The organism is Lentzea waywayandensis (assembly GCF_900115955.1).
Taxonomy (GTDB): Bacteria; Actinomycetota; Actinomycetes; order Mycobacteriales; family Pseudonocardiaceae; genus Lentzea; species Lentzea waywayandensis.
Genome location: NZ_FOYL01000002.1, coordinates 134,319 through 146,884, shown reverse-complemented (window position 1 = coordinate 146,884; position 12,566 = coordinate 134,319). Strand labels below are relative to the sequence as shown.

The window sequence follows — 12,566 nt, the reverse complement described above, 5'->3', positions numbered from 1 at the left end:
CATGCGTTTCGTCGACGAGTACCGGGACGCCGGCCAGGCCAGAGCACTCGCGGCCGAGATCGCCGCGCTGTGCGAACCGGGCCGCGAGTACAAGTTCATGGAGGTCTGCGGCGGGCACACGCACACGATCTACAAGCACGGCATCGAGGACTACCTGCCGGAGAGCATCACCCTGGTGCACGGGCCGGGCTGCCCGGTCTGCGTGATCCCGATGGGGCGCGTCGACGACGCGATCCACATCGCCCGCCAGCCAGGTGTGCTGATGACCTCGTTCGGCGACATGATGCGGGTGCCCGGCAGCGGCGGGAACTTCTTCGACGCCAACGCGGAGGGCACGAACATCCGGATGGTGTACTCGCCGCTCGACGCGTTGAAGATCGCACGTGAACAGCCGGACCTGCAGGTGGTCTTCATGGCGATCGGGTTCGAGACGACCGCCCCGTCGACCGCGATGACCGTGCTGCGCGCCGCGAGGGAGGGCATCGACAACTTCGCGGTGTTCTGCAACCACGTCACGATCCTGCCCGCGATCAAGGCCATCCTCGACTCACCGGACCTGAGGCTGGACGGCTTCCTCGGGCCCGGCCACGTCTCCACGGTGATCGGCTGCGCGCCGTACGAGTTCATCTCCGGTCACTACGGGAAACCGCTCGTTGTGGCAGGTTTCGAACCGTTGGACGTGCTGCAGTCGATCTACCTGCTGATGCGTCAGCTGAAGGACGGGCGCTCGGAGGTGGAGAACCAGTACACGAGGGTCGTTCCGTGGCAGGGCAATCCGACGGCGCTGCGGGTGATCGGCGAGGTCATGGAGCTGCGTCCGTACTTCGAGTGGCGCGGCCTCGGTTTCATCTCCCACTCCGCCCTGCGGTTGCGCGCCGCGTACGCGGACTTCGACGCCGAGTTGCGGTACGAGCTGCCGGACGTGCGGGTGGCCGACCCGAAGGCGTGCCAGTGCGGTGAGGTGCTCAAGGGTGTGCTGAAACCCTGGGAGTGCAAGGTCTTCGGGACCGCCTGCACCCCGGAGACACCGATCGGCACGTGCATGGTGTCCCCGGAGGGTGCCTGCGCCGCCTACTACAACTTCGGCCGGTTCACGCGACAACGGGTGAACGCGACATGACCACCTCCGACCGTGAACGCCAAGTGCTGAACCGAATAGAGCGAACCCGCAGACGTCGGCCCAAGGTGCGGGAGGAACGGATCACCCTGGCGCACGGCGCGGGCGGCAAGGCCACGCAGACGCTGGTCGAAGCGGTGTTCCTGGAGGCGTTCCGCAACCCGGTGCTCGAACAGCTCGATGACTCGGCGGTGCTGGAGATCGGCCCTTCGCGGCTGGCGCTGACCACGGACTCGTTCGTGGTGACACCGTTGTTCTTTCCCGGTGGCGACATCGGGCACCTGGCGATCAACGGCACGGTGAACGATCTCGCCGTGTCCGGGGCCCGGCCGTTGTACCTGACCGCGGGCTTCATCATCGAGGAGGGTTTCCCGGTCGCGGACCTGATCAGGATCGCCACGTCGATGAGGGAGGCGGCCGACGCGGCGGACGTCCACGTGGTCACCGGTGACACGAAGGTGGTGCAGCGAGGCAAGGGCGACGGGTGTTACGTCACCACCGCGGGCGTCGGGGTCATCGAGCACGACCGGCGGCTCGGCCCGTCCGAGGTGCGACCGGGTGACGCGGTGATCGTGTCCGGGCCGATCGGCGATCACGGGATCACGATCATGCTGGCCCGTGGTGACCTGGGCATCGAGTCGGACCTGGTGTCGGACACCGCGTCGCTGCACGAGCTGGCGGCCGCGCTGCTGGACGCGGCGCCCGGTGTCCGGATGATGCGCGACGCCACCCGCGGCGGCGTCGCGACGGTGCTGAACGAGGTGGCGCGGGCGGCCGAGGTGGCCGTCGTGGTGGAGGAGGACGCGATCCCGGTGCGGCCTGAGGTGCGTGGTGCGGCCGAGCTCCTGGGCATCGATCCTCTTTACGTGGCCTGTGAAGGACGGTTCGTGGCCGTTGTGGACGGTGCCGAGTCGGACCGCGCGGTCGAGGCACTGCGTCGTCATCCGCTGGGCGCGCGGGCGGCGGTGATCGGTCGGGTCGGCGAGGCTCCGGCCGGACTGGTGCTGCTGAAGACGGCGTTCGGCGGAACCAGGATCTGCGACGTCCTGGTGGGCGACCCGCTGCCGAGGATCTGCTGAATGCACGAGCTGGCCGTCACGCAGGCGATCATCGACGCGATCACCGAGAAGACGGGCGAGGCCCGGATCTGCTCGGTGCGGCTGGAGATCGGCGTGTTGTCCGGCGTTTTGGTGGACGCCGTGCGGTTCTGCTTCGACCTGGTGGCGGAGGGCACGCCTGTCGAGGGCGCGGTGCTGGTGGTGGACGAGCCACCGGGACGCGTCCGCTGCCGGGACTGCGACGAGGTGTTCGGTGCCGACCACCTGATCCTGTTGTGCCCGGCGTGCGGCTCCGCGCACGCCGAAGTGTTGTCCGGCAGGGAACTGCTGATCAAGTCCGTGGAGGTGAGTCCGGCATGTGCGCCACCTGCGGGTGCTCCGGGGTGACCGTGGAGCTGGAACAGCGAGTGCTGGCCCACAACGACGACCTCGCGCACCGCAACCGCGAATGGTTCGCCGAACGCGAGGTGCTCGCGGTGAACCTGATGAGTTCGCCGGGCGCGGGCAAGACGACGTTGCTGGAACGGACGATCCGCGACCTGGACGGCGGCGTGACGGTCTCCGTGGTCGAAGGCGACCAGGAGACGGCGTTCGACGCCGAGCGGATCCGGGCGACCGGCTGCCGGGCCGTGCAGATCAACACCGGCGCGGGCTGCCACCTCGACGCGGCCATGCTGGCTCGCGCGGTGCACGAGCTCGACCCGCCCACCCGGTCGGTGGTGTTCGTCGAGAACGTCGGCAACCTCGTGTGCCCGGCGCTGTTCGACCTGGGGGAGTCCTACCGCGTGGTGATCATGTCCGCCACCGAGGGCGAGGACAAGCCGCTCAAGTACCCGCACATGTTCGGCACCGCGGACGTCGTCGTGCTCAACAAGGTGGACCTGTTGCCACATCTGGACTTCGCCGTGGACACCTTCGTCCGGTCCCTGCGTCAGGTGAACCAGCGAGCCGAGATCCTGCCGCTGTCCGCGACCACTGGTGCGGGCATCGACGCGTGGTGCGGGCAGCTGCGCGACTGGATGTGACTCAGGAGCCGAACGACAACCGGGAGTTCTCCGCCCGGCGCAGGTCGTCGGCGGCTTCCGCGGGCATGGCCAGTTCGATGGTGCACCCGGAGGCGTCGGAGGTCACGTCGAGCCATTCGCAGATCTGGTTGGTCAGCCAGAGCCCCTCACCGGGTTGCTCGATGACACCGGGAAGCCGGTAGCCGACGAACGGGTTGACGTGGTCGAGCGGTGTGTCGCTGTGCAGCGTGCACACCACCCGGCCGGCGGCGGGACGTACCCACACCGCCGCCCGGTCCACGCCCTGCCTGGCCAGGTAGGTGATGGCCTCGCCGACCGCGATGCCGAACATGCCGACGGCGTCCTCGTCCGACCGCAGCAGGGCGGTGGCCGTGTTCAGCACGTATCGCCGCACCGCCGCCAGTTCGCCCTCGAAGCGGAAGAGATCGGCCGCGATGCCCTGGGCCTGCGGGCTTGAGCGCGACCTCGCGAACTCCTCGGGCGCCATGAACTGGGACGAGGGCTCGGCCCGGCTTCCCACCACGCACTCCGGATGGGTGCGGCGGACGTCCTCGAGCACCTCGGCTTCGACCACCCTGGTGTCGTACGGGCAGATCATCCAGATCTGAGTGTCGGCCAGCACGATGTTGAGCGCCGCCTCCATCCGGTTGAACGCCTCGATCTCGCGGCCCGACCTGCCGGTCCACTCGGGCTCGGCGAGCACGCGCACGGCTCCGGCGTCCTGATGGCGGCTCCAGTAGCGGTGGACGGCGGTCGCGTGCTGCGGAGGCCGGTGGCCGAGGTGGCCGTCATCGGCGTACTCGACACCCTCGGTCTCCCGGCCGATCACCTCGCGCAGCAGCTCCTGGTTCGGCCGCGTGGTGGCCACCAGGACGGGTTCACCCCGGCGCTGCCCGTCCTGCACGAACGGGACCGCCATCGCGAGGAACTCCGCGTCGCTGCCGTAGATACAGCCCTGGTGCAGGAAGCTTTCCCTCATCGCACCTCCCGAGCGGCGTACCCGCGAGTCCTGCTGAATTCCTCGAACGCGCTGTGCACAGGGCACTTCAGGGGAATCACGCTCCCACATCGATTCGCTTCTCGACGACTTCCGCCGAGATGGCTCTCGAATCCGTTTCCGGGGATCCGGCGGATGTCGTCGCAGTTCAGGCGCAGATCCGCCGGGCATGACGGAAGCGCCGTGCTGGATGTTAACGGTGTGGCGGCAGTTGGGTAACTCCCATTTGTGACTGTGCGGAAGGGCTTGGCCGGCACGGTGCAGGACATTTGTGTCCAGGTCGGACAACTATGTCCGCAATTCCCGCGAGTGCCGGCGTCGCTCTCGACGTCGCGCGTGTTCTCGGCCAGAACGCAGAGGCGAACGTCCTCATCTGAACGGTGCTGAATGCCGTGTTCCGCGGCGTGTCACCGGCTCAGGGTGAGGTCATGACGCGCATCGTGATCGCTGGTGGAGGAGTGAGCGGGCTCAGCCTCGCCGCTCACCTCGCGGTGACCGATCACCGGCACCCGGTGGTCGTCGTCGACGACGCGAGCAAGCCGCTGGGTGACATGACGTGGGCGTCGTGGAGTGACCGGCCCGGCCTGCTGGACGCGGCGGCATCGCGGTGGTTCGAGAGGGTTCGGGTGCACGTCAACGGCCGGACCACCGTGTTGCCCCTGGGGCGCTACCGCTACCGCGTCGTGCGCGGAGATGATCTGTTGGCTGTCGTGCGGCGGTACACCGATTCGTTGCGGCACTTCACGTTCCACCATGGACATGTGGATCGTGTCGAGGACGACGGGGTGATCGTCGACGGACGACACATGAGGGCGAAGTGGGTGTTCGACAGCGTCGTCGGACCGGCGGAACAGCCGCCTGCCGATGCCGCGCTGTCCTTCCGCGGATGGCAGGTGCACAGTGAGCGAGCGGCATTCGACGTGGAGACCCCGACTCTGTTCGACTTCCGCACGCCGCAAGGACACGGTGCGAGCTTCGTGTACGTGCTGCCGGTCGATGCCCACCACGCACTGGTCGAGCACACCTCCTTCATAGCGCCCGGTGCACCGCAAGACGTTGCCGCACAACGAGAAGCGCTCGCGGAGTACCTCGCCGACGTCGTGGGTACGGGTGGTCACGACGTCGAACGCGAAGAGCATGCCGTTCTGCCGCTGCGATCGGCGCAGTCGCCTCGCAGGAACGGCAACGCGCTCACGATCGGTGTGGAGGCCGGGATGATGAAGGCCTCGACGGGATTCGCCTACCAGCGGATTCAGCGTGACAGCGCCGCGATCGCGGAGTCGTTGCGCCGGCACGGCGACCCGTTCCACCTCCCGGCGTCGCCCTCGCGGTTCCGAATGTTCGACGGCGTACTGCTCGACGTCATCAGGCGTGAGCCCGCTCAGCTGGAACAAGCGTTCGGCGCACTGTTCCGGTTCCGCACCGCGGAGCCCGCCCTGCGGTTCCTCGACGAGGCGACGTCGGTGACACAGGAGTGGCGGCTGTTCGCCGGGATGCCCGCGGCGCCCTACCTCACCGCCGCGCGGCATCGGCTGGCCAGGTAGAGGTCGAGGAAAGCAGCGGAATCGCAGGCACCGACGGCCATCGCGGGCGGACTCGTGGTGCTCGCCTGGTCGCCGCCGCCGGAGGCGAAGGAGGTGGCCCACGCGTTCGGTGTCACGCTGTCACCGCGCGCTGGAGCCGCCAGGCACCGAGCGCGAACAACGCCGCCGCGAACCCCAGCAGCACGCTCAGGTGTGGTGCCACGGTGAGGATGTCGCCGCCGCGCCGGGTGAGTGCGGCGAACCCGTCGTTGGCCCAGCCGTGCGGAGTGGCGAACGCGACGGTGCGCAACGCGGGGCTGAAGAACTCGATCGGCACCATGCACCCGCCGAACGCGGCGAGGCCCAGTCCGAGCAGGATGCCGGCGCCGGCGGTCTGTTGCTGCGTGCGGCACACCGCGCCGAGCAGAAGCCCCGCACCGCCCGACACGAGGGCGAACGCGCACAGCAGGGCCGCCGCGCCGAGCGGGTCTCCCCAGCGCACACCGAAGAGCAACGCCGAGCCGACGACGACGATCAGGCCCTGCAGCAGGGCGATCGCCACCCGGCCGAGCGCCTCGCCGGCGATGATCACGCGTGCGGGTGTGGGGGTGGCGAGCATCCGGCGCGTCACGCCGAACGAGCGAGTCTCCACCAGGGCCGCCGCCGCGGTGAGCGAGTTCAGGAACGTGAACACGATCAACTGGCTCGCCGCGCCGAGATCGAAGCCCGAGAAGTCCTCGGGGAAGAGGGCCTCGCCCGCCGTGGTCGTGCGCACCTCGACCGGCTCCACCGGCACCGAGTCCACAACGGACAGTGCGGTCGCGGCGTCGAGCCCGGTGTGCGAAGCCACGAACTCGCCCGCGGCGAGCCGGTTCGCCTCGCTGGTCAGCACTGTGGTGACGAGCATCCGCAGCTGTTGGCCGGTTCGGTCGGGTCGCACCAGCAGGCGGGGCGCCTGCCCGGCGACGCGGACGAGTCCGGCGCTCGCCTCACCGTGCTCCACGGCCGTGCGCAACGCCGCTTCGTCGGAGAAGTCCCGCACCTGCATCGCGGATTCCGCGCGCAACGCACCCGCGTCGCCCACCACTCCGAGAACTGGGCTGCCCGCGCCGCCGAACGCCGCACCGATGATGAACACGAGCATCAGCGGTAGCGCCACGAGGAAGAAGAGTCCGGTGCGGTCCCGGAGGGCACGGCGGACGTTGATCCAGCCGATCGAGAGGATCTTCACGACGGCACCACCTTCCGGAAGAGCAGCAGGGCCGCGGTGCAGGTGACCGCGGCGAACGCGGTCATGGCGGCGACCGAGGGAAGCACTGCGGCGACGTCACCACCGGCGAGGTCGGCGAGGCCGCGCAGGAACCACCGGTGCGGTGCCAGGAGGCTGAGCTTCTCCAGCAGTCCACCCGCCTGGGAGACGGGGAAGAACGCGCCACCGAGCGAGCCGAGCACGATCGCTGTCACCGCCTGCCAGCCACCCGCCTGCTCCGCCGTCTTCGCGAGGGCGGCCACCACCGCCATCGCGCCGGTGGCGGCGAGCACCCCGGACAGCACGAGCAACGCGACACCTGCGGGACTGCCCCAACGAGCACCCATCAACAGCGAGCTCGCCACGATCAGGACCGTCATGCTCAGCACGCCGATGGCCACGCTGGTCAGCAGCTTGCCCAGGAGGATCGACGACCGGCGCACCGGTGCCGCGAGCAGCCGCGCCATCGTGCCGAGCCGGCGTTCCTCCAGCAGACCGGTCACCCCCAGTTGCACGGCGAAGAACAGGAAGAACACCGCCATGCCCGCGGCGTACTGCGTCTTCGCGTCGAGCTGTCTGCTGAGGGTGGTGTCCTCGGCGACGGACACGCGGGGGAGTGCGGCGGCGGCTTCGGCGGCGAGTTCGGCGGGGGAGGTGGTCAGTCCGGAGTGGACGGTCGCGGCGACCGCCTGGCGCACCGCGGTGAGCCGGTCGGTGTAGGACTGCGCGAGCGAGCGCGCGACCTGAGTGCCGGTCGGCGCGTCCACGTCACCGACGACCTCGATCCGTGCGGCACGGCCCGCGAGCACGTCCTCGGTCAGCCCCACCGGCAGCAGAAACGCCGCCGTCGCCTCGCCCTTGTCCACCCACGAGCGGGCTTCCTGCTCGGAGGCCGCGGCGCGGATCTCGATGGCGCCGGAGCTCGCGGCACCGCGCAGGACCTCCTCGGTGAACGTTCGAGCGACGGCACCGCGGTCGGAGTCCACGACGGCGTAGCGGAAGAGCTGGCTGTCGCCGCCGACGTTGCCGAGGATGAGGGTGAAGATGCCGGCGAGCCCCAGCGGCAGCACGAGCGCGAGTACGTAGGCGGTCCGGTCGCGGGCGCGTTCTCGAAGGTCACGCGCGGCGATCAGCAATGCGTGACGCACGGTCACTCCCTCAGCGCTTTGCCGGTGAGGTGCAGGAAGACGGTCTCGAGGTTGGGTTCGGTCACCTCGGCCGACCGCACCACCACGCCGTCGGCCGAGATCGCCGACAGCACCTGGGGCAGGGTTTCCCGCGCGTCGTCCACGACCAGTTCGAGACCCTGTCCGTGTGCGGCCACGCCGTGCACGTTCCGGATCGAGCCGAGCACCGCGGCCGCGTGCGTGACGTCCCCGTCCAGCAGCAACGAGATCCGGTCCCGTTCGCCGAGCCGCTCGACGAGTTCGCGCCGGGTGCCCTCGGCGATCAGGCGGCCGGAGTCGATGACGCCGACGCGGTCGCAGAGCCGCTCCGCCTCCTCCATGTAGTGCGTGGTGTAGAGGATCGCCATGCCGTCAGCGGCGAGCGCACGCACGTTGTCCATGATCTGGTTGCGGCTCTGCGGGTCGACGCCGGCGGTGGGCTCGTCGAGCACCAGCAGCCTCGGTTCGTGCAGCAGCCCGATCGCCACGTTGAGCCGCCGCTTCATCCCGCCCGAGTACTCCCGCGCCAGGTCGCCGGCGCGGTCGGCCAGGCCGACCACGTCGAGCACGTGGTCGACGCGACTCTTCGGAGCTCCGTAGAGGCTCGCGAAGAACCTCAGGTTCTCCCGTCCGGTCAGGTCCGGGTAGAGCGCGAGCTCCTGCGGCACGTACCCGACCAGGCGCTTGGCGGCGATGGCGTGGATGGACATCGGTTCGCCCGCGACGAGCACCTCGCCCGCGTCGGGCGAGAGCACGCCGGTGATCATCGAGATCGTCGTGGTCTTGCCCGCGCCGTTCGGGCCGAGCAGCCCGTAGGTCTCGCCTTCGGTGATCGTGAACGACACGTCGTCGACCGCCAGCACGTCACCGAACCGGCGTCTCAGGCCGGAGCATGAGAGGACCGTCATGGCGCGCTCCTTCCGCTGGAATCACGACGACGGAGCAGCGGGCGTGCCGCAGGCAGTAGGTCGTGACCGAGCTCATCACCAGCACACCCGACCTGTGGTCACCGTGCCCGCCGACCACCAGGAAGGCGGCATCCGCGGAGCGCTCGACGAGCACCGGCCCAGCTTTGCCCTGCGGGGTCTCCTGGTCGATGCGCACGCCGTCGGCGGCCGTGCCGAGCGCGTCCACGGCGGCGATGAGATCGCGGCGGTGCATTTCGGCGAACGGATCGGTTCCGCCGTCCGCCGAGGGGGCGAGATGGCAGACCGACAGCGCCAGCACGGACGCGTTCGTGCGCTTGGCTTCCGCGACGGCCCAGGCGAGCGCGGCTTTCGCGGCCGGCGAACCGTCGACACCGACGACGATGTGGGACTCGGAGTTCATGTAGGGCTCCTCGCGTGGATTCACCACTCAGCGTGCTCGTAGGGGCGGTCGTGGGCGCAGGGGCTTTCGTCCCGCCCGGTCAGTGCACAACTTCTCGTGCCAGAAGGCATTTCGCGTGCGTCGACGCCTGCCTCGACCGGTGTCGTCGAACCACTGGTCGTGCCTGCGACGGGACCAACGGCCCTGGGGAGGTCTCCTTCGCGCGGCCTGGGGCAGGAGGTGGACCGTGGCCGCGAGTCGGCTGGCCCGAGTCGCCCGTCAGGCCTTTCCCCGCCGCGACCAGCTCGCCACGGCGGGCGATCGCCTCGAGGGCGTCGCGGCCGCGGTCGTCGCGATGCCGGCGATCCCCGTGGTGGGTCCCGCACGACAGGGGACCTAGTGCCCGCCGCGAGCGAGACCTGAGGAGGTGGGGGATCTCCTTCGCCTGGAGCAGGCTTCTCGCTGCTGAACAGTCCACATCGGAGTGAGGAGTGCGCCGTGACCACAGGAACCGCCGGGCCGGAGGCCACCGCGCCTCCGGAGCCGGGCGCCGACCAGCCACGACCGTCCAGATTCGGCCTGCCCACCGCGACCGCGCTGGTGGTCGGATCCGTGATCGGCACCGGAGTGTTCGGCCTGCCCTCGGCACTCGCGGCGTTCGGCCCGATCAGCCTTGTCGCGTTCGTGCTGGTCACGATCGGGGCGCTGGCACTCGCGCTGACGTTCGGTGCGCTGTCCAAGCGGATCAGCGGCTCCGGCGGCCCTTACGTCTACGCCCGTGACGCCTTCGGCGACTTCGCCGGCTTCCTCACCGCCTGGTGCTACTGGATCACGGCGTGGGCGGGCAACGCGGCGATCGTCGTCGCGCTGGTCGGGTACGTCGAGGTCTTCGTCAACACCGACCACCAGGTGGTCTGGTCGATCGCGATCGCCTTGGCGGGCCTGTGGATTCCGGCGCTGGTCAACCTGTCCGGCCTGCGGAACATGGCCGTCACCCAGATCCTCTCCGTCGTGCTGAAGTTCGTCCCGTTGCTCTTCATGGCGACCGTCGGCCTGATCTTCGTCAAGTCCGCGAACTTCGGTCCCTTCAACGCGAGCGGCACCTCTGTGTGGGGCGCCATCTCGGCCGCCGGCGCCATCGCGCTGTTCAGCTACATCGGCATCGAGACCGCCTCGGTGGCCGCCGGTCGAGTGCGCGACCCCGAACGCAACGTCAGCCGCGCCACCGTGTTCGGCACGATCGGCTGCGCCGTCGTCTACATCCTCGGCACGCTCACCGTCTTCGGCACCGTGCCGAACGCGGCACTGCGAGACACCAAGGCCCCGTTCACCGACGCCGCCAACGCCATCTTCGGCGGCCAGTGGGCCGGACAGACCATCGCCGTCGCCGCCGTCGTGTCCGGCCTCGGCTGCCTCATCGGCTGGACCCTGATCATCGGCGAGATGCCGATGGCCGCCGCGAAGGACAACCTGTTCCCGAAGGCCTTCCTGCGCACTCGCCGCGACATCCCCAGTTTCGGCATCATCAGCTCCACCGTGCTCGCCTCGGCCCTGGTGATCGTCAGCTACACCAACTTCGAGCAGGTCTTCACCACGCTCGTGCTGCTGTCGGTGTTCACCGCCGTCGTGCCGTACCTGTTCAGCGCCGCCGCCCAGCTGTACTGGCTGCTGGTCCGCGGCCGCCGCGCCGAATGGCCGCACCTCGTGCGTGACTGCACGGTCTCGGTTCTGGCTCTCGCGTTCTCCTTCTGGGCACTGGCCGGCAGCGGCTACCAGGCCGTCTACTACGGCGTCATCTGCCTGCTGCTGGGTGTGCCGCTCTACATCTGGCTCAAGGTCAGCCGCGGCGAGTACGGCGAGGTGACCTCGTGAACCTCGCGGTGGCGTCGGAAGTCGGCACGCTGCGCCAGGTCATCGTGCACCGCCCAGGTCTCGAGCTGAGCAGGCTCACCCCGCGCAACTGCGACGAGCTGCTGTTCGACGACGTGCTCTGGGCGTCGAAGGCCCAGGAGGAACACGACGTCTTCGCCTCGGTGCTGCGCGACCGCGGGATCACCGTGCATCACACCGGCACTCTGCTCGCCGAGACGCTGGACTTGCCGGAGGCACGGGCGTTCGTCCTGGACCGCGTCTGCACGCCGGAGCTGCTCGGACCTACGCTGGCCGCGCCGGTCCGCGAGTTCGCGGAGAAGGTCGACGCCCCGCAACTCGCCGAACTGCTCGTCGGCGGTGTCACGCGCGCCGACCTGTCTCCGCTCAGCGTGCCGAGCCTGCGCTGGAACAGCCTCGGACTGGACGACTTCGTCCTGCCGCCGCTGCCGAACACGCTGTTCCCGCGCGACAGTTCGGCGTGGATCTACGGCGGCGTCACCATCAACCCGATGGCGAAGGCAGCCCGTCGCCGCGAATCCCTGCACTGCCAAGCGATCTACCGTTTCCACCCGCTGTTCGCGGACGCCGTCTTCCCGACCTACTACGGCGCGGACGACGCCAACCACCAGCCCGCGACGCTGGAAGGCGGCGACATCCTCGTCCTCGGGCGCGGCACGGTGCTGATCGGCATGGGGGAGCGGACCACCCCGATGGGCGTGGAGATCCTGGCGCGGGAACTCTTCCGCACCGGCCAGGCGAGTTCTGTGATCGCCGTGCAGCTGCCCCGCTCGCACGCGCTCATGCACCTCGACACGGTCATGACGATGCTCGACCTCAACACGTTCATCCGCTATCCCGGCCTCGATCCCGAGACGCTCAGGACGTGGGTGATCACCCCTGCCGACGTGGAGGAGGTCATCGAGCGGAGCTCGGCCGGCCTGCGTGTGCAGGAACGGACCTCGGTGTTCGCCACGATCGCCGAGTTGCTCGGTGTCGACCGGCTGCGTGTGCTGTGCGCGGACGAGGACGCCCGCGCCGCCGAACGCGAACAGTGGGACGACGCCAACAACTTCCTCGCGCTCGCGCCCGGCGTCGTCGTCGGCTACGAACGCAACACCGTCACCAACACCATGCTCGCCGACCACGGCATCGAGGTCATCTCCATCCCCGGCAACGAACTCGGCCGCGGCCGAGGCGGCGCCCGCTGCATGACCTGCCCGATCCAGCGCGACGGCATCTGAAAGGACCACC

The 12,566-nt window shown here is 69.4% G+C and carries 13 protein-coding genes; 8 read left to right on the top strand and 5 right to left on the bottom strand.

Annotated elements, in window-relative coordinates; translation table 11 throughout:
- The first annotated feature begins 1 nt into the window (after position 1).
- The 4 genes from hypD to hypB are packed head-to-tail and all read left to right on the top strand — an operon-like array spanning position 2 to position 3,200.
- Positions 2-1,120 (top strand): hydrogenase formation protein HypD, encoded by a 1,119-nt coding sequence (gene hypD / locus BM417_RS05610; RefSeq protein ID WP_093588714.1) that lies wholly within the window; start codon positions 2-4, stop codon positions 1,118-1,120.
- Positions 1,117-2,196, top strand: a complete 1,080-nt coding sequence (gene hypE, locus BM417_RS05605) for a hydrogenase expression/formation protein HypE (protein WP_093588713.1) — start codon at positions 1,117-1,119, stop codon at positions 2,194-2,196. Before hypD ends, hypE begins: the two co-directional genes overlap by 4 nt.
- Entirely contained in the window at positions 2,197-2,562 is a 366-nt protein-coding gene (locus BM417_RS05600) for a hydrogenase maturation nickel metallochaperone HypA/HybF (RefSeq protein ID WP_093588712.1), read from the top strand.
- Positions 2,532-3,200, top strand: coding sequence for a hydrogenase nickel incorporation protein HypB (gene hypB, locus BM417_RS05595; RefSeq protein ID WP_093588711.1), 669 nt, complete (start codon positions 2,532-2,534; stop codon positions 3,198-3,200). Before BM417_RS05600 ends, hypB begins: the two co-directional genes overlap by 31 nt.
- Position 3,201: 1 nt before the next feature.
- Here hypB and BM417_RS05590 read toward each other — a convergent pair whose 3' ends face one another.
- Complete coding sequence (locus BM417_RS05590; RefSeq protein WP_093588710.1) at positions 3,202-4,179, bottom strand: MEDS domain-containing protein; 978 nt, start codon at positions 4,177-4,179, stop codon at positions 3,202-3,204.
- 446 nt (positions 4,180-4,625) lie between these two features.
- Here BM417_RS05590 and BM417_RS05585 point away from each other — a divergent pair, with 446 nt between their 5' ends.
- Complete coding sequence (locus tag BM417_RS05585) at positions 4,626-5,741, top strand: lycopene cyclase family protein (RefSeq protein WP_093590696.1); 1,116 nt, start codon at positions 4,626-4,628, stop codon at positions 5,739-5,741.
- Between the two features lie 112 nt (positions 5,742-5,853).
- On the opposite strand, the gene BM417_RS05580 is transcribed toward BM417_RS05585, so the two are convergent.
- The 4 genes from BM417_RS05580 to BM417_RS05565 are packed head-to-tail and all read right to left on the bottom strand — an operon-like array spanning position 5,854 to position 9,464.
- The gene (locus tag BM417_RS05580; protein WP_177320306.1) at positions 5,854-6,951 is read right to left on the bottom strand and encodes an ABC transporter permease; all 1,098 of its coding nucleotides are present in this window, start codon (positions 6,949-6,951) and stop codon (positions 5,854-5,856) included.
- Positions 6,948-8,117, bottom strand: a complete 1,170-nt coding sequence (locus BM417_RS05575) for an ABC transporter permease (RefSeq protein WP_177320305.1) — start codon at positions 8,115-8,117, stop codon at positions 6,948-6,950. Before BM417_RS05575 ends, BM417_RS05580 begins: the two co-directional genes overlap by 4 nt.
- A 2-nt stretch (positions 8,118-8,119) precedes the next feature.
- On the bottom strand, positions 8,120-9,043 hold the full coding sequence (locus BM417_RS05570; RefSeq protein ID WP_093588707.1) for an ABC transporter ATP-binding protein: 924 nt from the start codon (positions 9,041-9,043) through the stop codon (positions 8,120-8,122).
- Positions 9,000-9,464 carry a universal stress protein gene (locus tag BM417_RS05565; RefSeq protein ID WP_093588706.1) on the bottom strand — a complete coding sequence of 155 codons (465 nt, stop codon included), beginning with the start codon at positions 9,462-9,464 and terminating at the stop codon, positions 9,000-9,002. Before BM417_RS05565 ends, BM417_RS05570 begins: the two co-directional genes overlap by 44 nt.
- Positions 9,465-9,690: 226 nt before the next feature.
- Between BM417_RS05565 and BM417_RS47605 the strand changes: the two genes are divergently transcribed.
- The 3 genes from BM417_RS47605 to BM417_RS05555 all read left to right on the top strand — a co-directional run bounded on the left by BM417_RS47605 (position 9,691) and on the right by BM417_RS05555 (position 12,556).
- Positions 9,691-9,843: a hypothetical protein gene (locus tag BM417_RS47605; protein WP_177320304.1), complete on the top strand. Its 153-nt coding sequence runs from the start codon at positions 9,691-9,693 to the stop codon at positions 9,841-9,843.
- Between the two features lie 98 nt (positions 9,844-9,941).
- Complete coding sequence (locus BM417_RS05560; protein WP_245821720.1) at positions 9,942-11,315, top strand: amino acid permease; 1,374 nt, start codon at positions 9,942-9,944, stop codon at positions 11,313-11,315.
- Positions 11,312-12,556, top strand: coding sequence for an arginine deiminase (locus BM417_RS05555; RefSeq protein ID WP_093588705.1), 1,245 nt, complete (start codon positions 11,312-11,314; stop codon positions 12,554-12,556). Before BM417_RS05560 ends, BM417_RS05555 begins: the two co-directional genes overlap by 4 nt.
- The last annotated feature ends 10 nt before the right edge of the window (positions 12,557-12,566 follow it).

Coding starts and splice junctions, on each gene's coding strand:
- hypD (WP_093588714.1), top strand. CDS start 2: ATGCGTTTCGTCGACGAGTACCGGGACGCCGGCCAGGCCAGAGCACTC.
- BM417_RS05585 (WP_093590696.1), top strand. CDS start 4,626: ATGACGCGCATCGTGATCGCTGGTGGAGGAGTGAGCGGGCTCAGCCTC.
- hypE (WP_093588713.1), top strand. CDS start 1,117: ATGACCACCTCCGACCGTGAACGCCAAGTGCTGAACCGAATAGAGCGA.
- BM417_RS05600 (WP_093588712.1), top strand. CDS start 2,197: ATGCACGAGCTGGCCGTCACGCAGGCGATCATCGACGCGATCACCGAG.
- hypB (WP_093588711.1), top strand. CDS start 2,532: ATGTGCGCCACCTGCGGGTGCTCCGGGGTGACCGTGGAGCTGGAACAG.
- BM417_RS05590 (WP_093588710.1), bottom strand. CDS start 4,179: ATGAGGGAAAGCTTCCTGCACCAGGGCTGTATCTACGGCAGCGACGCG.
- BM417_RS05570 (WP_093588707.1), bottom strand. CDS start 9,043: ATGACGGTCCTCTCATGCTCCGGCCTGAGACGCCGGTTCGGTGACGTG.
- BM417_RS05565 (WP_093588706.1), bottom strand. CDS start 9,464: ATGAACTCCGAGTCCCACATCGTCGTCGGTGTCGACGGTTCGCCGGCC.